The sequence below is a fragment of the Pantoea sp. X-Soil-TKNS-1280 genome (genome assembly GCF_059730475.1).
In genome coordinates, this window is record NZ_AP035962.1 from 332,946 (window position 1) to 357,865 (window position 24,920).

Here is a 24,920-nt window from a genome sequence, read left to right on the forward strand (position 1 = left end):
GAGTCAGACATGGTGAATTTAGAGAGAACAGATCATCTGATGCTGGCACGCCAGCTCCCTACACAGACGGTGGCCCTGATCCTTGCCGGGGGCCGTGGTACTCGCCTGAAGGACCTGACAGCCAAACGCGCCAAACCTGCGGTGCACTTTGGCGGGAAGTTCCGCATCATCGACTTTGCGCTGTCCAATTGCCTCAATTCCGGCATCCGGCGCATTGGCGTGATTACGCAATATCAGTCACATACGCTGGTGCAGCATATCCAGCGTGGCTGGTCGATTTTCAATGAAGAGATGAACGAATTTGTCGATCTGCTGCCTGCACAACAGCGCTTATCCACCGATCACTGGTATCGCGGCACGGCGGATGCGGTAACGCAAAACCTCGACATTATTCGCCGTTATAACGCGCAGTACATCGTGATCCTCGCCGGGGATCATATCTACAAAATGGATTACTCACGCATGCTGCTGGATCATGTGGATCGGGGGGCTAAATGCACCATCGCCTGCATGCCCGTGCCGCTGGAAGAAGCCACGGCTTTTGGCGTGATGGCAGTCGATGCCGACAACAACGTCGTCGATTTTGTGGAAAAACCCCCCGTTCCCCCGTCAATGCCCGGCGATGACAGCAAGGCACTGGCCAGCATGGGGATTTATGTGTTTGACGCGGATTATCTCTACCAGCTGCTGGAAGAAGACGCGCAGATACCCGAGTCCAATCACGATTTTGGTAAAGATTTGCTGCCGAAAATCGTGGCCAGGGGCGAGGGTTACGCGCACTCCTTCACCTTGTCCTGCGTGCAGAGTGACGAATCTGCCGAACCCTACTGGCGTGATGTCGGAACGCTCGAAGCCTACTGGCGTGCCAATCTGGATTTAGCTTCCGTCACACCGGAACTGGACATGTATGACCATACCTGGCCGATCCGCACCCACATGGAACCGTTACCGCCGGCGAAGTTTGTGCAGGATCGCTCTGGCAGCCACGGTATGACGATGAATTCGCTGGTTTCCGGCGGCTGCATCATCTCCGGTTCCGTGGTGGTGAATTCGGTGCTGTTCCCGCGCGTACGCGTCAATTCGTTTTGCAATATCGATTCTTCGGTGCTGCTGCCTGATGTGGTGGTTGGTCGATCCTGTCGTCTGCGCCGCTGCGTGATTGATCGCGCCTGCGTGTTGCCAGAAGGCATTGTGATTGGCGAAAACCCGGATGAAGACAGCCGCCGATTTTACCGTTCAGAAGAGGGCATCGTTCTGGTGACGCGCACCATGTTAGCCAGGCTGGCGGGTGCCGTAGGCAGATAACGAAAAAGCACACAGACAATCGACGCGTGGAGCGCGGGCGATAACACAAAAGGGGTCCAGGATGCAGGTTTTACATGTCTGTTCAGAACTTTTCCCGCTTTTGAAAACGGGCGGGTTGGCTGATGTTGTCGGCGCATTACCGCAGGCACAGATTGCCGGTGGTACGGATACGCGGGTACTGCTTCCCGCGTATCCTGATCTGCGTAAAGGGATTCCGGATACGGAAATTGTGGCGGAACTGCCCACCTTTGCCGGGTTTGTTCGTTTACTTTATGGACATTTCAACGGTGTTGGCATTTATTTAATTGATGCGCCGGGATTGTATGAACGCCCCGGCAGTCCGTACCACGACGAATCACAGTTCGCCTATGTCGATAACTATCTGCGTTTTGCGCTGCTCGGCTGGATGGGCTGTGAACTGGCCTGTGGACTGGATACTTTCTGGCGACCCGATATCGTGCATGCGCATGACTGGCATGCCGGATTAACCTGCGCATATCTGGAAGCGCGTGGCCGTCCGGCGAAGTCGGTGTTTACCGTGCACAACCTGGCTTATCAGGGATTGTTCTCAGCCAATCATTTGGAACAGATTCAGCTGCCGCGTGCATTTTTCAATATGCACGGGCTGGAGTTTTACGGCCAGATTTCTTACCTCAAGGCTGGCCTGTTTTATGCCGATCATATCACTGCTGTCAGCCCGACTTACGCGCTGGAGATCACCCGCCCGGAGTTTGGCTACGGCATGGAAGCGCTGCTGGCACAGCGCCTGCGCGAAGGACGATTGAGCGGTGTGCTTAACGGCGTCGATCCGGCAATCTGGGACCCGGCGCATGATCTGTTGCTGACCGCGCGTTACAACCGCGACACATTAGAGAGCAAGGCCGAAAACAAACGTCAGCTGCAAATTGCCATGGGGCTGAAGGTGGATGACAAAGTGCCGGTATTTTGCGTCATCAGCCGCCTGACCCGGCAAAAAGGCCTGGATCTGGTGCTGGAGGCGTTACCCGGTTTGCTGGCGCAGGGCGGTCAGCTGGTGTTGCTCGGCCAGGGGGATGCGGAGTTGCAGCAGGGATTTCTGGCGGCAGCGGCAGAGCATCCCGGCAGTGTCGGCGTGCAGATTGGTTATCACGAAGCGTTCTCGCACCGTATCGTCGGTGGGGCGGATGTGATTCTGGTGCCAAGCCGTTTCGAACCGTGCGGTCTGACACAACTTTATGGTTTGAAATACGGCACGCTGCCCCTGGTACGTCGTACCGGCGGGTTGGCCGATACGGTGAATGACAGTTCGCTGGAAAACCTGGCCGATGGCATCGCCAGTGGCTTCAGCTTCGAAGACAGTAATGCCTGGTCGCTGTTGCGGGCGATCCGGCGCGCATTTGTACTGTGGTCCCGTCCTTCCCTGTGGCGCTTTGTTCAGCGTCAGGCGATGGGGATGGATTTTAGTTGGCAGGTGGCAGCACAAGCCTACCGCGATCTTTATCAACGTTTGCTGTAATGAGAGATTGGGATACTTGATATGAACGCACCTTTCACCTATGCCTCACCCACCCTGACGGTTGATGCGCTGAAGCACTCGATAGCCTATAAGCTGATGTTCACTATCGGCAAAGACCCTTCCATCGCCAATAAGCATGAATGGCTCAACGCCTCGCTGCTGGCAGTCCGTGATCGTATGGTCGAGCGCTGGCTGCGTTCCAGCCGTGCGCAGCTGTCGCAGGATGTTCGCCAGGTGTATTACCTGTCGATGGAATTTCTGATGGGACGTACGCTGGGCAACGCATTGCTGGCAATGGGGATTTATGACGATCTCAACCAGGCGCTGGATGAGATGGGGTTGGATCTCAGCGAACTGATGGAAGAAGAGAACGATCCGGGCCTGGGCAACGGTGGCCTCGGACGTCTGGCGGCCTGCTTCCTCGACTCGCTCGCCACGCTAGGCCTGCCGGGACGGGGTTACGGCATCCGCTACGATTACGGCATGTTTAAGCAGAATATCGTTGACGGGCAACAACGTGAATCGCCGGATTACTGGCTGGAATACGGTAACCCGTGGGAATTTCAGCGGTTTAATACCCGCTACAAAGTGCGTTTCGGTGGCCGTCTGCAACACGAAGGCAGTCGGGTGCGCTGGATCGAAACCGAAGAGATCCTGGCGATTGCCTATGATCAGATCGTTCCCGGTTATGACACCGATGCCACCAACACACTGCGACTCTGGGGCGCGCAGGCGAGTAACGAGATCAACCTCGGTAAATTCAACCAGGGGGATTACTTCGCGGCGGTAGAGGATAAAAACCACTCGGAAAACGTATCGCGGGTGCTGTATCCCGATGACTCAACCTACTCTGGCCGCGAACTGCGTTTGCGTCAGGAGTATTTCCTCGTCTCCTCAACGGTTCAGGATATCCTCCATCGTCACTGGCAAATGCACCAGACCTGGGACAATCTGGCGGACAAAATCGCCATTCACCTCAACGACACCCATCCGGTACTGGCGATTCCCGAACTGATGCGCTTGTTGATCGACGAACAGAAATTCAGCTGGGATGATGCGTTTGAAGTGACCTGCCAGGTGTTCTCCTACACCAACCATACGTTGATGACGGAAGCGCTGGAAACCTGGCCGGTGGATATGATCGGCAAGATCCTGCCGCGTCATCTCAGCATCATCTTTGAAATCAATGACTATTTCCTGAAAACCATTCAGGAATATTACCCGGATGACTGGGATCTGATGTCGCGTATCTCGATCATTGATGAGAACAATGGCCGCCAGGTACGTATGGCATGGCTGGCGGTGGTGGTCAGCCACAAGGTCAACGGTGTTTCTGAGTTGCACTCCACGTTGATGGTGCAGTCGCTGTTTGCCGATTTTGCCAAACTGTTCCCGGGCCGGTTCTGTAATAAAACCAATGGCGTCACCCCGCGTCGCTGGCTGGCGCTGGCCAACCCGGCGCTTTCTGAGGTGCTGGATGAGGCGATTGGCCGTACCTGGCGCACCGATCTCAGCCAGCTCAGCGATCTCACGCCACAGATTGATTTCCCGGCGTTTATCGAACAAATTGCCGATGCCAAATTTGCCAACAAAAAACGGCTTGCCGATTGGGTGGCGAAAAACCTTGATATTGTGCTCGATCCGCACGCGCTGTTTGATGTGCAAATCAAACGTATCCATGAATACAAACGTCAGTTGCTGAATGTACTGCACGTCATCACGCGCTATAACCGTATCAAGGCCGATCCCACTGCGGAATGGGTGCCGCGCGTCAATATCTTCGCCGGTAAAGCCGCTTCGGCGTATTACATGGCGAAGCACATCATCCATCTAATCAACGATGTGGCGAAGGTGATCAACAACGATCCCGATGTGAAGAACAAGCTGAAAGTGGTGTTTATTCCGAACTACGGCGTCAGCCTGGCGCAGATCATTATCCCGGCGGCGGATCTCTCCGAACAGATCTCCACGGCGGGTACGGAAGCCTCGGGCACCAGCAACATGAAATTTGCGCTGAACGGGGCGTTAACCATCGGCACGCTGGATGGTGCGAACGTTGAGATGCGGGAACATGTGGGTGAGGAGAATATCTTTATCTTCGGTAACACCACGCCACAGGTGGAGAAGCTGCGCCGTGACGGCTATAACCCGCGTAAATATTACGAAGAGGATGCCGAGCTACATCAGGCGCTGACGCAAATCGCCAGCGGTGTGTTTAGCCCACAGGAGCCAGGCCGCTACCGCAATTTGTTTGATGCGCTGGTTAACTTCGGCGATCACTACCAACTACTGGCGGATTATCGCAGCTATGTTGATACGCAGGATAAGGTGGATAAGTTGTATCGCCAGCCAGACGAATGGCAGCGGCGTGCGGCGCTGAATATCGCCAATATGGGCTATTTCTCGGCGGACCGGACCATTCAGGAGTATGCCGATGAGATCTGGCATATTTCGGCGGTAAGGTTGTAACAAGGTAACGGCGCGATTTATCGCGCCGTTACGGGGTTTATTTCAGGGTGATGCTTTTCACGATGCTGTCTGCATCGCTTTGCGCCTGCTGCTGGTTATCCGCAGGCAGGGTGATTTGGATGGTCAGCAATTTGTCATCCACTTTCGCCATAATCACTGACGACCAGGAGGTCTGGTGATTGGCGGAAATCACCGTATCCAGCTGCTGAGCAGGCTGTCCGCTCAGCGTCACCGCTTTGTCCGACACCACCTGCAACTGCGGGTCGCGGCTGCGCTGCTGCTGTTCCAGACGCTGTGACAGCGTATCCAGCGCGTCAGTGGTCGGGTCACCGGCAATCACGATAATGGCACGAGCGCCGGTTTGATCGGCATACACATGCATATTGGCCGATTCTGAACCGAGTTTACCGCTCTTATCAGACATGCCCGCTGGCAGGGTAAAGCTCAGTTTTCCATCCAGCAGATTAACCGTTTGGCTTGACTGGCTGGCGCTGGCGCCATTGTCAGCCGCAGCTGCGTCATCTTTCTTCTGGTCACAGGCCGCGAGGCCAAGCACCAGCAGGCCAATGCCCGCATATTTCACTAAGTTACGCATTCCTATCCCTTTCACAAGATTCCAGTCGGATGTTATCAAATCGAAATCGGCGGCTAAAAGCAACCGCCGGTTTGTCAGGAAATCTTAGCGGGCAGCAGAGGATCGTACTACGTGCAATTAGCCGAAATTGAGCTGACGCTGGGCCGAACGCTCCGCCAGACGCTTTAACGCTGCATTGAGCAGCACGCCATAGGCCGGCAGGAAGAAAATCATGCAGATCATTACTTTGAAGCTGTAATCCACCAGCGCGATTTCCACCCAGTGCTGAGCCATAAACGGATCCGGGCTTTTATAGAAAGCGATAAAGAAAAAGGCCAGCGTATCGCTGATATTGCCCAGAAACATCGCTGCTGCTGGCGCAATCCACCATTGTGGCAGGCGGCGCAGACGGTTAAAGACGTGTACATCCAGAATCTGCCCCAGCGCGTAAGCCATAAAGCTGGCGCTGGCGATACGCGCCACGAACAGGTTCACCTGTTCCAGCGCTGCCCAGCCTTGCCATTCGCCCTGGTAAAACACGCAGGAGACGACATAAGAGATCACCAACGCCGGGACCATCACCGCCAGGATAATACGACGGGCCAGCGGCGCGCCGAATATGCGCACGGTCAGATCGGTGGCGAGGAAAATAAACGGGAAGCTGAAGGCACCCCAGGTGGTCTGGAAGCCAAAAATGGCCACCGGCAATTGCACCAGGTAGTTACTGGAGGTGATCACCAGCAAGTGGAATAGCGACAGCCAGAACAGCGCAAACATGCGCTGACGTGGAGAAAAAGCGATCATATTAAGCCTTTTTAGTGTTGGGGTGAGGGAACCCAAAACGCCACAGCCTGCTGCGACGGTAAACGAAAAATCGGCGGCATCTTATCGCGCTGTGCGATTTATGCAATGGTTAATATTAACGCAACCGTTATCGTCTTGCGCTGGTCACCGGGCGCGCTAGAATGAGCGGCCTTACTTGTTAACAGACAGAGAATCATGAGCGATCTTTTTTCCGCGCCGGACCACACCCTCGATGCCCTTGGCCTGCGTTGCCCGGAGCCGGTGATGATGGTGCGCAAAACGGTGCGTCAGATGCAGGCGGGTGAAACCCTGCTGATTATTGCCGACGATCCGGCCACCACGCGTGATATTCCCGGCTTTTGCCGTTTTATGGAACATACATTGCTGGCGCAGCAGACGGAAACCCTGCCGTATCAGTACCTGATCCAAAAGGGAACGGATGCCTGATATCAGGCATCCGTTACGGCTAGCGCGAACGCAGTAACCGCAGCGCATTGGCGGTGACCAGCGCGGTAGCGCCGGAATCTGCCAGCACCGCCAGCCACAAGCCGGTAAAACCGAGCAATGTCGTCACCAGGAATAATGCCTTCAGCCCGAGCGCCAGCGCGATATTCTGACGGATAATACGACGTGTACGGCGGGCCAGTGCCACGGTGCGCGGCAGAATCGCCAGGCGGTTTTGCGTCAGTGCCGCATCGGCGGCTTCCAGTGCCACATCAGTCCCGCTTCCCATCGCAATGCCCAACGTGGCGGCTTTCATCGCCGGAGCATCGTTGATGCCATCGCCAATCATCGCCAGCGGATGTTGCGTATCCAGCTCACGTACAGCAGTGACTTTGTCCGCAGGCAGCAGACCGGCGCGATAATCAATCTGCAACGTTGCCGCGATCGCCGCAGCGGCGCGAGGGTTATCACCCGTCAGCATCAGGCTGCTGATGCCCAGTTTTTGCAGTGCGGCAAGGGCGGTAACCGCCTCTGCGCGCAATCGATCCTGCAACGCCAGCAGACCCAGCGGACGTGCATCCTGCAACAATATCACCACGGTTTTGCCCTGCGCTTCATACTGCGCGATGCTCAGCTGCTGTTCATCAGCCAGGTTTGTTACCTCACGCGGTGCCAGCAACTGATAGCTGATACCGCGAATATTCGCCTGAATCCCGCTGCCTGCCAGTGCCTGCTGGTTGCTGGCGGCGGGCAGGGTAAGCCGCCGACGTATCGCTTCCGCCACGATGGCCAGCGCCAGTGGATGGCTGGAACCCTGTTCAACCGCCGCGCTCAGCGCCAGCAATTGCTCTTGCTGCTCGTTGCTGAAAGCGACGATATCGGTGACCTGTGGCTTACCTTCGGTCAGCGTGCCGGTTTTATCGAACGCCATCATCCTGACGCGGCTGAGTCGTTCCAGTGCGGCGCCACCTTTGATCAATGCGCCCTGACGTGCAGCGGCAGCCAGGCCGGAGGTGATGGCTGCCGGAGTGGAGATCACCAGCGCACAGGGGCAACCGATCAGCAGCAATGTCAGCCCTTTATAGATCCATGGCAACCACTCAGTGCCAGCCAGCAGCGGCGGCAGAACCATCACCAGCAACGCCAGCAGCATAATCGCCGGGGTGTAGAGACGGCTGAAACGGTCAATAAAACGCTCCACCGGCGCGCGATGGCTTTCCGCTTCTTCAATCAGTTGCAGGATGCGGTCAATGGCGCTGTGACCCGGTTCCGAGAGCACTTTCAGCGTCACCAGACGATCAACGCTGGTGGCCCCGGCCATCACCGTTTCACCAGGCTGGCGTGCCACAGGTATTGATTCACCGGTGAGGGCACTTTCGTCAAAGCTGGCGCTGTGGCTAAGCAGCTCGCCATCGGCGGGTAAGCGACCCCCGGCGGCGACTTCAATCACATCGCCGGGCTGCAAATCCGCCAGTGCGACCTGCTGGCGCTGCGTGCCGCGCACACGGGTGGCGGTGTCGGGACGCAGCGCCATCAGTGCAGTCACCCCACGGCGAGCGCGGGTGGCCGCATAGGCTTCCAGTCTTTCGCCCAGCTGGAACAGCAGCAGCACCATCGCCGCTTCAGCGTGTGCGCCAATCACCAGCGCACCGGCGGCGGCCAGTGTCATCAGGGTTTCGATACTGAAGGGGGAGCCGCTGCGCAGCAAACGCCAGGCACTGCGCGCGACCGGTAGCAGGCCAACTAAGGTGGTGGCAATAAACAGACGATCGCCCCAGACGGGCGAGGCCAGGCTCAGCAGCCAGCTGGCGAGCATCAGCACGCCCAGCAGCAGCAAACCGGCATTTTCCTGTAAACGGCTGGGCTGAATCTGCGGATCGGAGGAAATCAGGCTGAAACCAGCGTTTTTCACCGCCTGCTCAATGGCTGGACGAATATCATTTTCTGCGTCAACGACCAGTTTTTCACTGGCAAAGATGACGCGGGCGGTGTGCACCTGCGGCAGTTTTTGTACCGCGTTTTCGATTTTGCGTGCGCAGCTCGGGCAATCCATGCCAGCAATTTGCCAGCGGAATTGTTGGGTGCCAGGGCCGAGCCTGTCGCTCTCTTCGTCGGCGTCGCCGCCGGGACTGCCGCTATTGCAGCAGTCACAGCTGCTTTCAGGCGTTACCGGTTGGGCGGCGGAAATTTGGAGCGTCACCGGGCGGGCGCTGCTGATGCCGCACAGTGGCTGCGGTTTGCTGTGGTTTTTACCACAGCCGCAGGGGTGAGAATGTTGATGCATGTAACCTCCGGATTCAGGGACGGGCATTAACCCGTACCCTGATGCTACACTCTGGAGTGCACTCCAGAGTCAAGCACTAAGGTTACTTTTTCTTCAGTTGATCCACAAAGAACGCACAATCATGAAGTGACCGGCGAAGTAGCAGGCCGCAACGATAGCACTGTCGGCACTGACCCGGCGGCGGTAATGCGTGATAAACCAGACGATATTCGCCAGCAGCAACAGCCCGGCACCGACCAGCAGCGAGAAGCTGTAATCAGTCGGACGGAAGAAGTAGTTCTCGGCGGCCACCCAGTTCATTACCAGCGTCATACCGATAAAGGTACAAACCGGCCAGCGCAGTTCCTCCAGTTTCGTCCAGATGATACCAATCAGCACCACGCCAATGATCAAGAGCGTTAGCGGGATCGGCCAGAAGAAACTCACTGTCATATGCGCGGCGAAGCTGATGGTGTACAGCAGATGCGAAAGAAAGAACGCCCCGAGGGCATACAGCATCTGCTGGCGTGGCAAAAGCGTCAGAGCATCGCCAAGCAGCGTGGCGACCAGGCCAGCCACAATCAGATAGTCGGTGGTGTTGAAGGTGGGCGCTTGCCAGGCCCAGGCTAATAGTAGCAGCAGGGTGACAGGTTTAAATAACCAGCGCTGCCATTGGGGGCCACGGTAGGTTGCATCGACATAGAGCCAACCGGAAAAAAGTACGGCAAGGAAAGACCAAAGCATGTTTTCTCCCTTTTTCTGGACGTGTTGTCCGCCAGTCTGATGAATTTTCCCAAAATCGCCAACCCAGTGTATGTTACCGGCGATGAATGTGACAATCGGGCAACTCTGGTTGTATGCTTTGTCGTCTTTACCTTTCCGACATTAACGCAAAGCACGAGCGAAAACATGAGCAAACCACCGCTACTCTTTTTTATCGTTCTGGCGATTATTGCCGTTTTGGCGACCCGTCAGTTTATCAAACAGCGCCGCGAAACCGCGGTGAACGATGCTTCTCCGATCCGCTCTCTGAGTGTGGAAATCAAAACCAAGCGTGAATATCCGTCACCGAACCGCCGTTCGCGTCAGCGCGAAGTGATTGCCGGGGAAGATATGCGCTATGAAGCCTGGTTCCATCCTCTGAATGGTGCCGGGGATTTCAAATTGATCATCAATGCTGGCGATTATCATCAGATGGATAAAGGCGTGAAGGGCGAGCTGAAAATGCAGGGCAGCCGGTTTGTGAGTTTTACGCCGGTGCCCTGATCGGTACGGGAAGAAACATTACCCTTTCGGGTAATGTTTCTTCTGCCATGCCAGCAGTTCAAATACGCCGAAAAAGAATATCTTCCATTGCGTGGCTCGTCCCAGCTTTGGTGCTTCTTTCGGCTGCGTGGCGCGCAGCAACACCAGCTGCAATCCGTGCATGATGACCATAAAGAACAGCGCGACATGCACAAAATAGCGCAGCGGCACAGGAAACGGATGCACCAGATTTAGCAGTAAAAATGCCCAGACGCAGAGCATCAATAAACGTCCCAGATTAAGCCACATCACGCATCTCCTTGTTGGCGTTGGTATAAACGATAGGCGACCTGACCGGCAATTTTTTCGCGATAAAGATCCCAGTTAGCAGGCACCGGTAGCGCGCCATGTTCCACTTCGCTTTCGACATAGATTAGCGCATCTTCCGCCAGCCAGCCGTTCTGCTCCAGCAGGGCCAGCGTCTCCTGCAATAACCCCTTACGAAATGGCGGATCGACGAACACCACATCAAAAGGCTCACCCGGCTGGCTCAGCCATTGCAGCGTATTGGTTTGGACGACTTTACCGTTACTGGCACGCAGCGTTTGCAGATTCTGCGTCAGTTGCTGCGCCACCGGGCGTTCCAGCTCCAGCAGCGTGGCGGAGGCGGCAAAACGCGATAGCGCTTCCAGTCCGAGCGCGCCGCTGCCAGCAAAACAATCCAGGCAACGTGCCTGCTGAATATCCGGGGCCAGCCAGTTAAACAGGGTTTCTCGTACCCGATCGGTGGTCGGACGCAGGCCCGCGCTATCGGGGACCGGCAATTTGCGGCCGCGCCACTGGCCACCAATGATGCGGATCTGACCAGCAGCGCCGCTGCTGCGGGGGGATTTACTCATTTTGCTCACAACTCGTCATAATTTGTTGCGTAGTTTAACGGGCGTGGCAGGCAGAAGAAACGTAAAAAAGGGTGCTGTGGTGCGCTGGCTGGAAAGTGTTAGACTAGTGAGTTGGTATGGCGCGCGTAATTCACTGATTTTTACGCGGCTCACAACCTGTAAATTGAATTTTTTATCCCCTGGGAACAGCGTGCTACCGGGAATAAGCCATCGAGGAGTGTGGTCACACAATGGCAAAAGAGAAAAAACGCGGCTTTTTTTCCTGGCTAGGTTTTGGCAAAGAAGAAGAGACGCAACAGCCAGCGGAAGAGAAGCAGCAACCTGCTGAAGTCGCCCAAGAGCCAGCCGTTGAGGAGAGCGCGTTAGATCGCGCCGAAGCGCAGGCTGAAGCAACGGTCGCCGTCACTGAACAGGTGGCCGAACAGCAGGCCGAGCCGGTTATTACCGTCGTTGAAGAAGAGATTGTGCCGGTAGCGATCGCTCAACCTGAGGTTGCGCCGATTGAAGAAGAACCAGAGGCTGCAGCGCTGGCGCAGGACGACGACATCGCGCTAAGCGATGAAGAACTGGAAGCGCTGGCACTGGCTGAAACGGCACCTGAGGAAGCGGAAGCTGAGGATACCGTTAGCGATCTGCCGCTGGCCGCCGCGCCGATTGTTCAACAAGAGCAGGAGCGTCCAACCAAAGAGGGCTTCTTTGCCCGTCTGAAACGCAGTCTGGTAAAAACCCGTGAAAACCTCGGTTCCGGATTTATCGGGCTGTTCCGCGGCAAGAAAATCGATGACGATCTGTTTGAGGAGCTGGAAGAACAGCTGCTGATTGCTGATGTTGGCGTCGAAACCACGCGCCGCATTATCACCAATCTGACCCAGCAGGCGAACCGTAAACAGCTACGCGATGCAGAAGCCTTATACGGTTTACTGAAGGCAGAGATGGCCGGCATTCTCGATAAAGTCGATGCACCGCTGGATGTCGCGGGCAAAACGCCATTTGTCATTCTGATGGTGGGTGTCAATGGTGTGGGTAAAACCACCACCATCGGTAAGCTGGCGCGTCAGTACCAGGCCGAAGGTAAATCTGTGATGCTGGCGGCAGGCGATACGTTCCGTGCCGCTGCGGTTGAGCAGCTTCAGGTTTGGGGCCAGCGCAATAACATCCCGGTTATCGCGCAGCATACCGGTGCCGATTCCGCGTCAGTGATTTTTGATGCCATCCAGGCGGCGAAAGCGCGTAACGTTGATGTCCTGATTGCCGATACGGCGGGTCGTCTGCAGAACAAATCGCACCTGATGGAAGAACTGAAGAAAATCACCCGTGTGATGAAAAAGCTGGATGAAGATGCGCCGCACGAAGTGATGCTGACGATTGATGCCAGCACCGGGCAAAACGCGATTAGCCAGGCCAAACTGTTCCATGAGGCGGTGGGTCTGACGGGCATCACGCTAACAAAACTGGATGGCACCGCGAAAGGTGGTGTGATCTTCTCGGTTGCCGATCAGTTCGGTATTCCGATTCGTTATATCGGTGTCGGGGAAGGCATCGAGGATTTACGGCCGTTTAAGGCCGCAGACTTTATTGAGGCACTGTTTGCCCGAGAGGACTAATTGGGATGATTCGCTTTGAAGAGGTCAGTAAGGCATATCTGGGCGGACGCCAGGCGCTCCAGGGTGTGGATTTCCATCTGCGCCCCGGCGAAATGGCGTTTCTGACCGGCCACTCTGGCGCGGGGAAAAGTACCTTACTGAAGCTGATTTGTGGTATTGAGCGCCCGAGCGCCGGGCAGATCTGGTTCAGCGGGCACGACATTACCCGGCTGCGGAATAGCGAAGTGCCCTTTTTACGTCGCCAGATTGGCATGATCTTCCAGGATCACCATCTGCTGATGGACCGTTCAGTGTATGACAACGTGGCAATCCCGCTGATTATCTCGGGTGCCAGCGGTGAGGACATCCGTCGTCGCGTGTCAGCGGCGCTGGATAAAGTCGGCCTGCTCGACAAAGCGAAAAGTTTCCCGATTCAGCTCTCTGGCGGTGAACAACAGCGCGTCGGGATTGCCCGTGCCGTAGTGAATAAGCCCGCAGTTTTGCTGGCGGATGAACCGACCGGTAACCTCGATGAAGCGTTGTCAGAAGATATTTTGCGCCTGTTTGAAGAGTTCAACCGCGTGGGTGTCACGGTATTAATGGCGACCCATGATATGGGGCTGATCGCCCGGCGTAACTACCGCATGATGACGCTTAATCAGGGACGCCTGCACGGAGGCCATGATGGTCAATAAACGCAATAAGCGCACACCCGCGCCGAAAGCGAAGCAACAGCCGAAAAGCAAAGCGCTGAAGGGCGGCTGGCAGGAACAGTGGCGCTATGCGCTGCGTGGCACGCTGTCTGATATGTGGCGTCAGCCGCTGGCAACGCTGCTGACGGTGATGGTTATCGCTATCTCGCTGACGCTGCCGAGTGTCTGCTATATGGTGTGGAAAAACGTCAGTCAGGCGGCGACCCAGTGGTATCCAGCGCCGCAGCTGACGGTGTATCTCTCCAAAACGCTGGATGACACTGCGGCAGAAAACGTCACCGCGCAGCTTAAACAATTGGATGGTGTGGATAACGTCAATTATCTGACGCGTGAAGAGGCGCTCAACGAGTTCCGCAACTGGTCTGGTTTTGGTGGGGCGATGGACATGCTGGAACAGAATCCGTTGCCTGCCGTGGCGATCATCACGCCAAAACTGAATTTCCAGAACTCCGATACCATGGCGAATCTGCGCGATCGCGTGGCGAAAGTGCAGGGCGTGGATGAAGTGCGGATGGACGACAGCTGGTTTGCCCGCCTGGCGGCGCTGACGGGTCTGGTCGGGCAAATTGCCTCGATGATCGGCCTGTTGATGGTGATTGCGGTGTTCCTGGTGATTGGCAACAGCGTGCGTCTCAGCATCTTTGCCCGTCGCGATACCATTAATGTGCAGAAGCTGATCGGTGCCACCGACGGCTTTATTCTGCGTCCGTTCCTGTATGGCGGTGCCTTACTTGGCTTTAGCGGAGCGGTGTTGTCGCTGATCCTGTCGGAAGTGCTGGTGCTGCGTCTGCAATCCGTGGTGGCGCAGGTGGCCACGGTGTTCGGCACCACCTTTGTTCTGGAAGGGTTTTCCTGGGATGAAGGGCTGCTACTGCTGCTGATTGCCGCGATTATTGGCTGGATTGCCGCCTGGCTGGCGACAGTACAACATTTACGCCGATTTACGCCGCAGTAAACGCCTGACACATTTTTTTGGTATAATAGTCCTCTGCTGCCGACACTCGGGCGCAGAGGATTTTTTCTCCGCTTCCCTTCCTGTCATCTGTGTGTAAAATATTCACTGTTACTATGGAACTTGTGGATAACTTTGTTCTCTAAGTTCGGGTAGCACAGATTGCTTTCGGATTTCAGGCGACGTTGACATACTGTATCGTCTGCCCAAAGAAATGTGCGGCAATATTCAACTGAATTTGTGAGGGTTTGAATGACCAAAGAAATGCAAACTTTAGCTATTGCTCCTCTTGGTAACCTGGAATCGTATATCCGGGCTGCCAACGTCTGGCCGATGCTATCGGCAGAAGAGGAAAAAGCGCTGGCTGAACGGCTGCATTACCAGGGCGATCTGGATGCAGCTAAGACGCTGATCCTGTCTCATCTGCGCTTTGTTGTTCATATCGCTCGTAACTATTCCGGTTACGGCTTGCCACAGGCGGACCTGATTCAGGAAGGCAACATCGGCCTGATGAAGGCGGTGCGCCGCTTCAATCCTGAAGTCGGTGTGCGTCTGGTGTCGTTTGCCGTGCACTGGATTAAAGCTGAGATTCACGAGTACGTACTGCGTAACTGGCGTATCGTGAAGGTCGCTACCACCAAAGCACAGCGTAAGCTGTTCTTTAACCTGCGTAAAACCAAGCAGCGTCTGGGCTGGTTTAACCAGGACGAAGTTGAAATGGTAGCGCGTGAGCTGGGCGTGAGCAGCAAAGACGTGCGCGAAATGGAATCCCGTATGGCAGCGCAGGACATGACTTTCGACATGTCGTCTGATGACGAAAGTGGCGAAAGCAAAAGCATGGCTCCGGTGCTGTATCTGCAGGATAAAACCTCTGACTTTGCCGATGGCATCGAAGAGGATAACTGGGATGCGCACGCCGCCGATAAACTGACCGACGCGATGCAGGGGCTGGACGAGCGTAGTCAGCACATCATCCGTGCGCGCTGGCTGGATGAAGAAAACAAAACCACGCTGCAGGAACTGGCCGACCAATACGGTGTTTCCGCAGAGCGTGTGCGCCAGCTGGAAAAGAACGCCATGAAGAAACTGCGTATGGCGATTGAAGCCTGATAAGGCTCAGAAAAACAGGCGACTCCCGGAGTCGCCTTTTTTATGCCCGCAATTCATCGAATCCAGCCATCAACCTGCGCACGAAAACCACAAGCCTGCATAAACGCGGCGCGTATGCCTTGATTGGCCTCGCCGTCATCAGCAATCCACCAATCCGCCAGTGAACTGTTCTGCGCCAGTGTCTCTTCCAGTAAGTATTTCCCCACCCCGCGGCGACGCGTGACTTCGCGCACGCTGAGATGCGTAATCTTCCCCTGAGTGCCCTGAATCGTCAGTTGCAGTGCCGCCAGCAGGCGGTCATTAAAACGTGCGGCATAGACACGCTGCGTTTCGCTGAGCTGAGCGTCCAGTTGCGAAATATCGATCTGCGGCCAGACTTTGGTCAGGTCGATACGATCCTGCGTCGTCAACGATGTTAAGCGCTGAATAGTGAGCTTCATTACCCGTACCTGTACTAGTGCAAAGGGCATAGTGTAGCGAATTTAGACAGTCAGAGCGCTGTCACTTTTTTTTGATAAAAACAGGTCAAACAACAGCCAGTTTGCCAGGATTGTGGTTTAACAGTCCAGATGTTGTTTATTAAGCCAGCATAATACGCTGGTGAAATGGTGAAAATTCGGCCATAACAACCAGAGGATTCTGCTGTTTGACCTGGTCATTACTGAATATGTCAGTTGATTTACAGAAGAAAGTTCCTGTTTAATAACCTGAAAAATAACGCCTTATTACCTATAAATGCCAGAAAAGTGCGCTAACTCATTATTCCTGAATCAGTTTTCCTCTTTCACTGGCAGAAAATAAACCAACACACAACAGACACGACACAACAGATGGGGAAGTTCGCATGAAAATGAGTAAAGGACGCGCATTATTGGCGGGCTGCGTGGCGCTGGCGATGAGCCACGCGGCGCTGGCAAAAGACATCAAAATTGCCATCGTTGGTGCGGCAACCGGTCCGGTAGCCCAGTACGGTGACATGCAATTTACCGGTGCAGCGCAGGCCATCAAGGACATCAACGCCAAAGGCGGTGTCAACGGCGATAAGCTGGTGGGCGTGGAATATGATGATGCCTGTGACCCGAAACAAGCGGTAGCGGTGGCTAACAAAGTGGTTAACGATGGTATCAAATACGTTATCGGCCACCTCTGCTCCTCTTCAACTCAGCCTGCGTCTGACATCTATAATGATGAAGGCGTGCTGATGATCACCCCAGCGGCCACCGCACCGGAACTGACGGCGCGCGGTTATGCTGACGTGCTGCGCACCACCGGCCTAGACTCCGATCAGGGCCCGACAGCGGCCAACTACATCCTGGACACCATCAAACCGAAACGTATCGCGGTGGTGCATGATAAGCAGCAGTATGGTCAGGGTCTGGCGGAATCGGTGCAGAAAACCCTGAAAGCCAAAGGCGGCAACGTGGTGCTGTTCGAGGGTATCACCGCCGGTGATAAAGATTTCTCCACCCTGATTGCGCGTCTGAAGAAAGACAACGTCGATTTCGTTTACTACGGTGGTTATTACCCGGAGCTGGGCCAGATTCTGCGCCAGGCAAAAGCAGCAGGCCTGAATGCAGGCTTTATGGGACCAGAGGGTGTGGGCAACGCTTCGCTGTCTAACATCGCGGGTGATGCGTCTGAAGGCCTGTACGTGACGCTGCCGAAGCGTTATGACCAGCTGCCGGGCAACAAAGCCATCGTTGATGCTATCAAAGCCAACAGCGCACCGAACCGCAAAGATCCGACCGGTCCGTTCGTCTGGACCACCTATGCGGCGATTCAGTCACTGGTGGCCGGTATCGAACGCAGCAAAAGCGACGAACCGGATGCTATCGCGAAGAACCTGAAAGAAGGCGCGCCAGTGCCGACAGTGATGGGCGACCTGAGCTGGGATCAGAAAGGTGACCTGAAAGGCTTCGAATTCGGCATCTTCAAGTGGCACAAAGACGGCTCATCTACAGCGATTAAGTAATCGTTGCATCCAGCACGAAATCAGGGCGGCCTTCAGGCCGCCCTTCATCAAATCCGGTCAATTTACCGCCAGTCGCGGTAACGATTTACCATCACGGACGTGTTTCTAAGGTACTTGTTATGTCCGAGCAGTTCCTCTACTTCCTCCAGCAGATGTTCAACGGAGTGACCCTGGGCAGCACCTATGCGCTGATTGCCATCGGGTACACCATGGTTTACGGCATTATCGGCATGATTAACTTCGCCCACGGCGAGGTGTACATGATCGGTAGCTATGTTTCCTTTATCGTGATTGCCGCGCTGATGATGATGGGCATCGACACCACCTGGCTGATGATTGCCGCCGGGTTTGTCATGGCGATCATCATCTCCAGCGCCTACGGCTGGAGCATCGAGCGTGTGGCTTATAAGCCGGTACGTTCCTCGAAGCGCCTGATCGCGCTGATCTCCGCCATCGGTATGTCGATCTTCCTGCAAAACTACGTCAGCCTGACGCAAGGCTCGCGCGATCTCGCGCTGCCGAGCCTGATCACCGGCCAGTGGACGCTGGGCGAAAGCAACGGCTTTGCCGCCACGCTCTCCACCATGCAGCTGATGATCTGGGTGGTGACCTTTATCGCCATGCTGGCACTGACGATTTTTATCCGTTATTCACGCATGGGCCGCGCCTGCCGTGCCTGTGCTGAAGACCTGAAAATGGCCAGCCTGCTGGGCATCAACACCGACCGCGTGATCTCGCTGACCTTTGTGATTGGCGCGGCGATGGCGGCCGTCGCCGGGGTGCTGCTGGGGCAGTTCTACGGCTCCATCAACCCGTTTATCGGTTTTATGGCGGGGATGAAAGCCTTTACCGCCGCGGTGCTGGGTGGTATTGGCAGCATTCCGGGGGCGATGATTGGCGGCCTGGTGCTGGGCATTGCCGAAGCGCTGACGTCAGCTTATCTCTCCACCGAATATAAAGATGTGGTCTCCTTTGCGCTGCTGATTGTGGTGCTGCTGGTCATGCCGACCGGCATCCTTGGCCGTCCGGAGGTGGAAAAAGTATGAAGCGCCTCGGTCTGGTTAATGCCGTTATCTCTACGGTGATGTTGTTGGTGCTTGCCACCTTTTTTATGGGCATGCGCCTTGATCTTGATGGCACCAAACTGGTGGTGTCGAACGCCGGAACGGTGCGCTGGAACTGGATTTTTGTCGGTTGCGGCGTGGTGTTTTTGTTCCAGCTGTTGCGTCCGTTATTCCAGGGCGTGTTGAAACGTGGCGGAAACGGGCTGGTACTGCCGGGCTTTGATGGTTCAACGCCGAAGCAGAAGCTGGTGATGGCGCTGTTTATCGTCGCCGCGGTGATCTGGCCGTTCCTGGTGTCGCGCGGCAGTGTGGATATCGCCACCCTGACATTGATCTACGTGATGCTGGGGCTGGGCCTTAACGTGGTGGTGGGGCTGTCTGGCTTGCTGGTGCTGGGCTACGGCGGCTTCTATGCCATCGGTGCTTATACCTTCGCTTTGCTGAACCACTACTACGGTTTTGGTTTCTGGCAGAGCCTGCCGCTGGCGGGGCTGGTGGCCGGTGCGTTTGGTTTGCTGCTCGGCTTCCCGGTGCTGCGTCTGCGCGGCGACTATCTGGCGATCGTCACCCTCGGCTTTGGCGAGATTGTGCGTATCCTGCTGCTGAACAACACCGCTATTACCGGTGGTCCGAATGGCATCGCGCAGATCCCGAAACCGACCTTCTTTGGCCTGGAGTTTGGCCGCAAGGTCAGCGAAGGCGGCTGGGGCACCTTCCATGAGGTGTTTGGTCTGAAATACGACCCGAATGACCGCGTTATTTTCCTCTATCTGGTCGCGCTGCTGCTGGTGGTGCTGACGTTGGTTATCATCAACCGTCTGCTGCGCATGCCGCTCGGACGTGCCTGGGAAGCGCTGCGCGAGGATGAAATCGCCTGTCGTTCCCTCGGCCTCAGCCCGACGCGTATCAAGCTGACGGCGTTCACCATCAGTGCTGCCTTCGCCGGGTTTGCCGGTACGTTGTTCGCCGCGCGCCAGGGCTTTGTCAGCCCGGAATCCTTCACCTTTGTCGAGTCGGCGTTTGTGCTGGCGATTGTGGTGCTGGGTGGGATGGGATCGCAGTTTGCCGTGATCCTCGCGGCGGTGCTGCTGGTGGTGTCGCGCGAGCTGATGCGTGATCTGAATGAATACAGCATGTTGGTGCTGGGTGGCTTAATGGTGCTGATGATGATTTGGCGTCCGCAGGGTCTGCTGCCGATGAAACGTCCGCATCTGAAATTGAAACAGGGTAAAGCGGGAGAGCAGGCATGAGTCAGCCTTTATTAGCGGTAGAAGGCCTGATGATGCGCTTTGGTGGCCTGCTGGCGGTGAACAACGTGGCGCTGGAACTGCGCGAACAGGAAATCGTGTCACTGATTGGCCCGAATGGTGCCGGTAAAACCACGGTGTTCAACTGTCTGACCGGTTTCTACAAGCCAACGGGTGGCAGCATCAAACTGCGTGACCAGCATCTGGAAGGATTGCCGGGGCAGAAAATCGCGCGCATGGGCATTGTGCGAACCTTCCAGCACGTTCGTCTGTTCCGTGAGATGACGGTGATTGAAAACCTGCTGGTGGCGCAACATCAGCATCTGAAAAGCGGCGTGTTCTCCGGCTTATTTAAAACCCCGGCTTTCCGTAAAGGGGAAAGCGAAGCGCTGGACCGTGCCGCCACCTGGCTGGAGCGTATTGGTCTGCTCGAACTGGCTAACCGCCAGGCGGGTAACCTGGCTTATGGTCAGCAGCGTCGGCTGGAGATTGCGCGCTGTATGGTGACGCGTCCGGAAATCCTGATGCTGGATGAGCCTGCCGCCGGTCTTAACCCGAAAGAGACACACGAACTGGACGAGCTGATCGCGGAACTGCGTGGCGAGCATAAGGTATCGGTGTTGTTGATCGAACATGATATGAAACTGGTGATGGGGATTTCTGATCGCATCTACGTGGTCAATCAGGGAACACCGCTGGCCAATGGCACGCCGGAAGAGATTCGTAACAACCCGGACGTGATCCGTGCCTATTTAGGAGAGGCGTGATATGGCCAACCCGATGTTAACCATTGAAAACGTCAGCGCCCATTACGGCAAAATCCAGGCGCTGCATAACGTCAGCCTGTATATCAATCAGGGAGAGATTGTCACCCTGATCGGTGCCAACGGCGCGGGTAAAACCACGTTGCTCGGCACGCTGTGCGGCGAGCCGCGTGCCACCTCAGGTGCCATCACGTTTGATGGCAAAACCATTACCGACTGGCAAACCGCGCGCATTATGCGTGAGGCGATCGCCATCGTGCCGGAAGGGCGGCGGGTGTTTTCGCGCATGACAGTGGAAGAGAACCTGGCAATGGGCGGCTTCTTTGCCAGCCGTAGCCAGTATCAGGAGCGTATTGAACGCGTTTATGATCTGTTCCCGCGTCTGGCGGAACGTAAAGTGCAGCGCGCCGGCACCATGTCCGGTGGTGAGCAGCAGATGCTGGCGATTGGCCGTGCGCTGATGAGCCAGCCGCGCCTGCTGTTGCTGGACGAGCCGTCGCTCGGCCTGGCTCCGATTATCATTCAGCAAATTTTCGACACCATCGAACAATTGCGTAAAGAAGGGATGACCATCTTCCTGGTGGAGCAAAACGCCAACCAGGCGCTGAAACTGGCCGACCGTGGCTACGTGCTGGAGAATGGGCATGTGGTGCTGGAGGATACGGGTGAAGCGCTGCTGTCCAATGAAGCGGTACGTAGCGCTTATTTAGGTGCCTGACCCCGTAGCGGCGCGATTTATCGCGCCGCTACGCAATGTGCGGTTGGCAAGAACGTACCAATCTAAACCATAGCCCTTGTCACACTCCCGTCATTAACCTGTTATTTTTCCGTCATTTTCCCGTGTCATGTTACTTCGCGAACAAAAAATGCGTGATTTCGCGCGCGCCTCAAGCACAGGAAAACATTATGTCCGCTTTTACGCTTCGTCCCCGTCTGATGAGTGCCCTGCTCGGTCTGGCGCTCAGCGGTAATGCGCTGGCTGCGACCGAAATTCCTTTCTGGCACTCCATGGAAGGCGAGTTAGGCAAAGAAGTCGATTCTCTGGCACAACGTTTTAACCAGGCTCACCCAGACTACAAAATCGTCCCGGTCTACAAAGGCAACTATGAACAGAGCCTGGCGGCGGGGATTGCAGCTGTGCGTACCGGTAAAGCACCGGCCATTTTGCAGGTGTATGAAGTGGGTACCGCGACCATGATGGCGTCCAAAGCCATTGTGCCGGTGCATCAGGTGTTCCAGGACGCCGGTATCGCGTTTGATGAAAAACAGTTCGTCCCGACTGTCGCGGGTTACTACAGCGACTCCAGCGGCCATTTAATCTCTCAGCCGTTCAACAGCTCCACCCCGGTGCTGTACTACAACAAAGATGCCTTCAAAAAAGCCGGTCTGAACCCGGATCAGCCGCCGAAAACCTGGCAGGAACTGGCGAAAGACGCCGATGCGCTGCGTAAAGCAGGCATGACCTGTGGTTATGCCAGTGGCTGGCAGGGCTGGATTCAGATTGAAAACTTCAGTGCCTGGCATGCTCTGCCAGTGGCGACCAAAAACAACGGCTTTGACGGCACAGACGCGGTGCTGGAATTCAACAAGCCGGTGCAGGTTCGCCATATCCAGATGCTGGAAGATATGAACAAGAAGGGTGATTTCACCTACTTTGGTCGTAAAGATGAATCAACCGCCAAGTTCTATAACGGCGATTGCGGCATCACTACTGCCTCTTCCGGTTCACTGGCGGATATCAAGCATTACGCCAAATTCAACTTTGGTGTCGGCATGATGCCGTATGACTCCACCGTACCGAACGCACCGCAGAACGCCATCATCGGTGGTGCCAGCCTGTGGGTGATGAAAGGCAAAGATGCCAACACCTACAAAGGTGTGGCTGAGTTTATGCAGTTCCTGGCCCAGCCGGAAATCGCAGCGGAATGGCACCAGAAAACCGGTTATCTGCCGATCACCACCGCAGCGTATGAGCTGACCAAACAGCAGGGCTTCTATGACAAGAACCCAGGCGCAGACATTGCGACGCGTCAGATGCTGAACAAAGATCCGTTGCCGTTTACTAAAGGGATGCGTCTGGGCAACATGCCGCAGATTCGTACCATCGTGGACGAGGAGCTGGAAGGCGTGTGGACGGGCAAACAGTCACCGCAGGCAGCGCTGGATAACTCAGTGAAACGCGGAAACGAACTGCTGCGCCGTTTTGAGCAGCAGGTGAAGTAACCGCCGTAACGGGGCAGATCTGCGCGATCTGCCCCGATCTTTTTGCCTGAACGAGTCCGTTATGTCCTCATCATCACGCCCGGTTTTCCGCTCCCGTCTGCTGCCTTATTTGCTGGTACTGCCACAGCTGGTGATTACCGCCATCTTCTTTTTGTGGCCAGCGGGTGAAGCGCTGTGGTATTCGCTGCAAAACCTTGATCCCTTTGGCATCACCAGCACCTTTGTCGGGCTGGATAACTTCCGTCGCCTGTTTAACGATGAATACTACCTGGCGTCTTTCTGGACCACCATTGAGTTCAGCACGCTGGTGACAGTATGCGGCATGCTGTTTTCGCTACTGCTGGCGGCGCTGGTGGATTATGTGGTGCGGCTGAAGAAGCTGTATCAAACCCTGCTGTTGCTGCCGTATGCGGTGGCTCCGGTAGTGGCGGCGGTGCTGTGGATGTTCCTGTTTAACCCTGGGCTCGGGCTGTTCAGCCATCTTCTGAACCAAATCGGCTACGACTGGAACTACGCGCAGAACAGTGGTCAGGCGATGTTCCTGATTGTACTGGCGTCGATCTGGCAGCAGATGAGCTACAACTTCCTGTTTTTCTTTGCCGCGCTGCAATCGATCCCCAAATCGCTGGTGGAAGCGGCGGCGATTGACGGAGCCGGACCGGTGCGCCGTTTCTTTAACCTGTCTCTGCCGCTGATCACCCCGGTGAGTTTTTTCCTGCTGGTGGTCAATCTGGTGTACGCCTTCTTCGATACCTTCCCGGTGATCGATGCGGCGACCGGCGGTGGCCCAGTGCAGGCTACCACCACGCTGATTTATAAAATTTATCGCGAAGGTTTTACCGGGCTGGATCTCTCCTCGTCGGCGGCGCAATCGGTAGTGCTGATGTTGCTGGTGATTGGCCTGACTATCCTGCAATTCCGCTTTGTCGAGCGTAAGGTGCAATACCAATGATTGAGAACCGACGCGGGCTGGATATCTTCAGCCACACGCTATTGGTGCTGGGCGTGCTGACCATTCTGTTTCCGTTGTATGTCGCCTTTGTCGCGGCCACGCTGGATAACAACGCGGTGTATCAGGTGCCGATGACGCTGATCCCGGGCACGCATTTATGGGACAACATTTCCCGCATCTGGACCCAGGGTGTTAACGGCAGCGGCCCGGCCTTTGGCCTGATGTTGTTCAACAGCCTGGTGATGGCGCTCGGCATTACCGTGGGAAAAATTGCCGTCTCGATGCTGTCGGCGTTTGCGCTGGTGTGGTTCCGCTTTCCGCTGCGCTCGCTGTTTTTCTGGCTGATCTTCATCACCCTGATGCTGCCGGTAGAAGTGCGTATCTTCCCGACGGTGGAGGTGATTTCGACGCTGCATATGCTCGACAGCTACAGCGGTCTGACGCTGCCGCTGATGGCATCGGCCACTGCCACCTTCCTGTTTCGCCAGTTCTTTATGTCACTGCCGGATGAATTGATTGAAGCGGCGCGCATCGACGGTGCCAGCCCGCTGCGTTTCTTCTGGGATATCGTGCTGCCGCTGTCGAAAACCAATCTGGCGGCGCTGTTCGTGATCACCTTTATCTACGGCTGGAACCAGTACCTGTGGCCGCTGCTGATTATCAATGACGCCAGCCTGGGTACCGCGGTGGCGGGGGTGAAAAGTATGATCAACACCAGCGGCGGACCGACGCAATGGAATGAAGTGATGGCGGCAATGTTATTAACCCTGATCCCACCAGTGGTGGTGGTTTTAGTCATGCAGCGTGCCTTTGTGCGTGGCCTGGTGGAGAGTGAGAAATAA

24 protein-coding genes are annotated in these 24,920 nt (G+C 55.8%); 17 read left to right on the plus strand and 7 right to left on the minus strand.

Annotated features, from left to right (window positions below):
* Nucleotides 1-9: 9 nt before the first annotated feature.
* The 3 genes from glgC (at nt 10) to glgP (ending at nt 5,269) form a co-directional block, all read left to right on the plus strand.
* Nucleotides 10-1,305, plus strand: coding sequence for a glucose-1-phosphate adenylyltransferase (gene glgC / locus AC6I8X_RS01500; RefSeq protein ID WP_497840438.1), 1,296 nt, complete (start codon nt 10-12; stop codon nt 1,303-1,305).
* A 61-nt stretch (nt 1,306-1,366) separates the two neighbouring features.
* Nucleotides 1,367-2,800 carry a glycogen synthase GlgA gene (gene glgA / locus AC6I8X_RS01505; protein ID WP_084871787.1) on the plus strand — a complete coding sequence of 478 codons (1,434 nt, stop codon included), beginning with the start codon at nt 1,367-1,369 and terminating at the stop codon, nt 2,798-2,800.
* Nucleotides 2,801-2,821: 21 nt separating this feature from the next.
* Nucleotides 2,822-5,269 carry a glycogen phosphorylase gene (gene glgP, locus AC6I8X_RS01510; RefSeq protein WP_497840439.1) on the plus strand — a complete coding sequence of 816 codons (2,448 nt, stop codon included), beginning with the start codon at nt 2,822-2,824 and terminating at the stop codon, nt 5,267-5,269.
* 37 nt (nt 5,270-5,306) lie between these two features.
* Here glgP and AC6I8X_RS01515 read toward each other — a convergent pair whose 3' ends face one another.
* Both AC6I8X_RS01515 and AC6I8X_RS01520 read right to left on the minus strand, forming a co-directional pair.
* Complete coding sequence (locus tag AC6I8X_RS01515; RefSeq protein ID WP_310618061.1) at nt 5,307-5,864, minus strand: DcrB family lipoprotein; 558 nt, start codon at nt 5,862-5,864, stop codon at nt 5,307-5,309.
* A gap of 117 nt (nt 5,865-5,981) precedes the next feature.
* Nucleotides 5,982-6,647 carry a 7-cyano-7-deazaguanine/7-aminomethyl-7-deazaguanine transporter gene (locus tag AC6I8X_RS01520; RefSeq protein WP_084871790.1) on the minus strand — a complete coding sequence of 222 codons (666 nt, stop codon included), beginning with the start codon at nt 6,645-6,647 and terminating at the stop codon, nt 5,982-5,984.
* 195 nt (nt 6,648-6,842) lie between these two features.
* On the opposite strand from AC6I8X_RS01520, the gene tusA reads away from it, so the two are divergent.
* The gene (gene tusA / locus AC6I8X_RS01525; protein ID WP_313687066.1) at nt 6,843-7,094 is read left to right on the plus strand and encodes a sulfurtransferase TusA; all 252 of its coding nucleotides are present in this window, start codon (nt 6,843-6,845) and stop codon (nt 7,092-7,094) included.
* Between the two features lie 19 nt (nt 7,095-7,113).
* Here the strand turns inward: tusA and AC6I8X_RS01530 are convergent, their stop codons facing one another.
* Both AC6I8X_RS01530 and AC6I8X_RS01535 read right to left on the minus strand, forming a co-directional pair.
* Nucleotides 7,114-9,375 carry a zinc/cadmium/mercury/lead-transporting ATPase gene (locus AC6I8X_RS01530; protein WP_497840440.1) on the minus strand — a complete coding sequence of 754 codons (2,262 nt, stop codon included), beginning with the start codon at nt 9,373-9,375 and terminating at the stop codon, nt 7,114-7,116.
* A 93-nt stretch (nt 9,376-9,468) separates the two neighbouring features.
* Entirely contained in the window at nt 9,469-10,098 is a 630-nt protein-coding gene (locus tag AC6I8X_RS01535; protein WP_313687070.1) for a lysoplasmalogenase, read from the minus strand.
* A gap of 165 nt (nt 10,099-10,263) precedes the next feature.
* Here AC6I8X_RS01535 and AC6I8X_RS01540 point away from each other — a divergent pair, with 165 nt between their 5' ends.
* Nucleotides 10,264-10,620, plus strand: a complete 357-nt coding sequence (locus tag AC6I8X_RS01540) for a DUF2500 domain-containing protein (protein ID WP_313687072.1) — start codon at nt 10,264-10,266, stop codon at nt 10,618-10,620.
* Nucleotides 10,621-10,638: 18 nt separating this feature from the next.
* Here the strand turns inward: AC6I8X_RS01540 and AC6I8X_RS01545 are convergent, their stop codons facing one another.
* A complete protein-coding gene (locus AC6I8X_RS01545; protein WP_497840441.1) occupies nt 10,639-10,908 on the minus strand; it encodes a DUF1145 family protein in 270 nt (89 codons plus the stop codon).
* On the minus strand, nt 10,908-11,498 hold the full coding sequence (gene rsmD, locus AC6I8X_RS01550) for a 16S rRNA (guanine(966)-N(2))-methyltransferase (protein WP_332668069.1): 591 nt from the start codon (nt 11,496-11,498) through the stop codon (nt 10,908-10,910). Before rsmD ends, AC6I8X_RS01545 begins: the two co-directional genes overlap by 1 nt.
* A gap of 230 nt (nt 11,499-11,728) precedes the next feature.
* Here rsmD and ftsY point away from each other — a divergent pair, with 230 nt between their 5' ends.
* The 4 genes from ftsY to rpoH all read left to right on the plus strand — a co-directional run bounded on the left by ftsY (nt 11,729) and on the right by rpoH (nt 15,856).
* Nucleotides 11,729-13,102: a signal recognition particle-docking protein FtsY gene (ftsY, locus tag AC6I8X_RS01555; protein WP_497840442.1), complete on the plus strand. Its 1,374-nt coding sequence runs from the start codon at nt 11,729-11,731 to the stop codon at nt 13,100-13,102.
* A gap of 5 nt (nt 13,103-13,107) precedes the next feature.
* Nucleotides 13,108-13,776 carry a cell division ATP-binding protein FtsE gene (gene ftsE, locus AC6I8X_RS01560; RefSeq protein WP_084871797.1) on the plus strand — a complete coding sequence of 223 codons (669 nt, stop codon included), beginning with the start codon at nt 13,108-13,110 and terminating at the stop codon, nt 13,774-13,776.
* On the plus strand, nt 13,766-14,749 hold the full coding sequence (gene ftsX / locus AC6I8X_RS01565; protein ID WP_416413247.1) for a permease-like cell division protein FtsX: 984 nt from the start codon (nt 13,766-13,768) through the stop codon (nt 14,747-14,749). Before ftsE ends, ftsX begins: the two co-directional genes overlap by 11 nt.
* Nucleotides 14,750-14,998: 249 nt before the next feature.
* Nucleotides 14,999-15,856 (plus strand): RNA polymerase sigma factor RpoH, encoded by an 858-nt coding sequence (gene rpoH, locus AC6I8X_RS01570; RefSeq protein WP_084871799.1) that lies wholly within the window; start codon nt 14,999-15,001, stop codon nt 15,854-15,856.
* A gap of 53 nt (nt 15,857-15,909) precedes the next feature.
* Here the strand turns inward: rpoH and panM are convergent, their stop codons facing one another.
* A complete protein-coding gene (panM, locus tag AC6I8X_RS01575; RefSeq protein ID WP_313688798.1) occupies nt 15,910-16,296 on the minus strand; it encodes an aspartate 1-decarboxylase autocleavage activator PanM in 387 nt (128 codons plus the stop codon).
* Nucleotides 16,297-16,700: 404 nt separating this feature from the next.
* Between panM and AC6I8X_RS01580 the strand changes: the two genes are divergently transcribed.
* The 8 genes from AC6I8X_RS01580 to ugpE all read left to right on the plus strand — a co-directional run bounded on the left by AC6I8X_RS01580 (nt 16,701) and on the right by ugpE (nt 24,920).
* Complete coding sequence (locus AC6I8X_RS01580) at nt 16,701-17,828, plus strand: branched-chain amino acid ABC transporter substrate-binding protein (protein WP_313688800.1); 1,128 nt, start codon at nt 16,701-16,703, stop codon at nt 17,826-17,828.
* Nucleotides 17,829-17,947: 119 nt separating this feature from the next.
* Complete coding sequence (gene livH, locus AC6I8X_RS01585) at nt 17,948-18,874, plus strand: high-affinity branched-chain amino acid ABC transporter permease LivH (RefSeq protein ID WP_084871802.1); 927 nt, start codon at nt 17,948-17,950, stop codon at nt 18,872-18,874.
* Entirely contained in the window at nt 18,871-20,142 is a 1,272-nt protein-coding gene (locus AC6I8X_RS01590; protein WP_313688802.1) for a high-affinity branched-chain amino acid ABC transporter permease LivM, read from the plus strand. The genes livH and AC6I8X_RS01590 overlap by 4 nt, the downstream gene beginning before the upstream one ends.
* Nucleotides 20,139-20,906, plus strand: coding sequence for a high-affinity branched-chain amino acid ABC transporter ATP-binding protein LivG (livG, locus tag AC6I8X_RS01595; protein WP_084871804.1), 768 nt, complete (start codon nt 20,139-20,141; stop codon nt 20,904-20,906). The genes AC6I8X_RS01590 and livG overlap by 4 nt, the downstream gene beginning before the upstream one ends.
* Before the next feature lies 1 nt (nt 20,907).
* Nucleotides 20,908-21,621, plus strand: a complete 714-nt coding sequence (livF, locus tag AC6I8X_RS01600; RefSeq protein ID WP_084871805.1) for a high-affinity branched-chain amino acid ABC transporter ATP-binding protein LivF — start codon at nt 20,908-20,910, stop codon at nt 21,619-21,621.
* Nucleotides 21,622-21,809: 188 nt separating this feature from the next.
* On the plus strand, nt 21,810-23,126 hold the full coding sequence (gene ugpB / locus AC6I8X_RS01605) for a sn-glycerol-3-phosphate ABC transporter substrate-binding protein UgpB (protein WP_084871806.1): 1,317 nt from the start codon (nt 21,810-21,812) through the stop codon (nt 23,124-23,126).
* Between the two features lie 61 nt (nt 23,127-23,187).
* Complete coding sequence (gene ugpA, locus AC6I8X_RS01610; protein WP_313688885.1) at nt 23,188-24,078, plus strand: sn-glycerol-3-phosphate ABC transporter permease UgpA; 891 nt, start codon at nt 23,188-23,190, stop codon at nt 24,076-24,078.
* Nucleotides 24,075-24,920: a sn-glycerol-3-phosphate ABC transporter permease UgpE gene (ugpE, locus tag AC6I8X_RS01615; RefSeq protein ID WP_313688883.1), complete on the plus strand. Its 846-nt coding sequence runs from the start codon at nt 24,075-24,077 to the stop codon at nt 24,918-24,920. The genes ugpA and ugpE overlap by 4 nt, the downstream gene beginning before the upstream one ends.

Coding starts and splice junctions, on each gene's coding strand:
- AC6I8X_RS01590 (WP_313688802.1), top strand. CDS start 18,871: ATGAAGCGCCTCGGTCTGGTTAATGCCGTTATCTCTACGGTGATGTTG.
- AC6I8X_RS01530 (WP_497840440.1), bottom strand. CDS start 9,375: ATGCATCAACATTCTCACCCCTGCGGCTGTGGTAAAAACCACAGCAAA.
- AC6I8X_RS01535 (WP_313687070.1), bottom strand. CDS start 10,098: ATGCTTTGGTCTTTCCTTGCCGTACTTTTTTCCGGTTGGCTCTATGTC.
- ftsX (WP_416413247.1), top strand. CDS start 13,766: ATGGTCAATAAACGCAATAAGCGCACACCCGCGCCGAAAGCGAAGCAA.
- ftsY (WP_497840442.1), top strand. CDS start 11,729: ATGGCAAAAGAGAAAAAACGCGGCTTTTTTTCCTGGCTAGGTTTTGGC.
- ugpE (WP_313688883.1), top strand. CDS start 24,075: ATGATTGAGAACCGACGCGGGCTGGATATCTTCAGCCACACGCTATTG.
- glgA (WP_084871787.1), top strand. CDS start 1,367: ATGCAGGTTTTACATGTCTGTTCAGAACTTTTCCCGCTTTTGAAAACG.
- glgC (WP_497840438.1), top strand. CDS start 10: ATGGTGAATTTAGAGAGAACAGATCATCTGATGCTGGCACGCCAGCTC.
- livF (WP_084871805.1), top strand. CDS start 20,908: ATGGCCAACCCGATGTTAACCATTGAAAACGTCAGCGCCCATTACGGC.
- ugpA (WP_313688885.1), top strand. CDS start 23,188: ATGTCCTCATCATCACGCCCGGTTTTCCGCTCCCGTCTGCTGCCTTAT.
- rpoH (WP_084871799.1), top strand. CDS start 14,999: ATGACCAAAGAAATGCAAACTTTAGCTATTGCTCCTCTTGGTAACCTG.
- rsmD (WP_332668069.1), bottom strand. CDS start 11,498: ATGAGTAAATCCCCCCGCAGCAGCGGCGCTGCTGGTCAGATCCGCATC.
- ugpB (WP_084871806.1), top strand. CDS start 21,810: ATGTCCGCTTTTACGCTTCGTCCCCGTCTGATGAGTGCCCTGCTCGGT.
- AC6I8X_RS01545 (WP_497840441.1), bottom strand. CDS start 10,908: ATGTGGCTTAATCTGGGACGTTTATTGATGCTCTGCGTCTGGGCATTT.
- panM (WP_313688798.1), bottom strand. CDS start 16,296: ATGAAGCTCACTATTCAGCGCTTAACATCGTTGACGACGCAGGATCGT.
- AC6I8X_RS01515 (WP_310618061.1), bottom strand. CDS start 5,864: ATGCGTAACTTAGTGAAATATGCGGGCATTGGCCTGCTGGTGCTTGGC.
- livG (WP_084871804.1), top strand. CDS start 20,139: ATGAGTCAGCCTTTATTAGCGGTAGAAGGCCTGATGATGCGCTTTGGT.
- AC6I8X_RS01580 (WP_313688800.1), top strand. CDS start 16,701: ATGAAAATGAGTAAAGGACGCGCATTATTGGCGGGCTGCGTGGCGCTG.
- livH (WP_084871802.1), top strand. CDS start 17,948: ATGTCCGAGCAGTTCCTCTACTTCCTCCAGCAGATGTTCAACGGAGTG.
- AC6I8X_RS01540 (WP_313687072.1), top strand. CDS start 10,264: ATGAGCAAACCACCGCTACTCTTTTTTATCGTTCTGGCGATTATTGCC.
- glgP (WP_497840439.1), top strand. CDS start 2,822: ATGAACGCACCTTTCACCTATGCCTCACCCACCCTGACGGTTGATGCG.
- ftsE (WP_084871797.1), top strand. CDS start 13,108: ATGATTCGCTTTGAAGAGGTCAGTAAGGCATATCTGGGCGGACGCCAG.
- AC6I8X_RS01520 (WP_084871790.1), bottom strand. CDS start 6,647: ATGATCGCTTTTTCTCCACGTCAGCGCATGTTTGCGCTGTTCTGGCTG.
- tusA (WP_313687066.1), top strand. CDS start 6,843: ATGAGCGATCTTTTTTCCGCGCCGGACCACACCCTCGATGCCCTTGGC.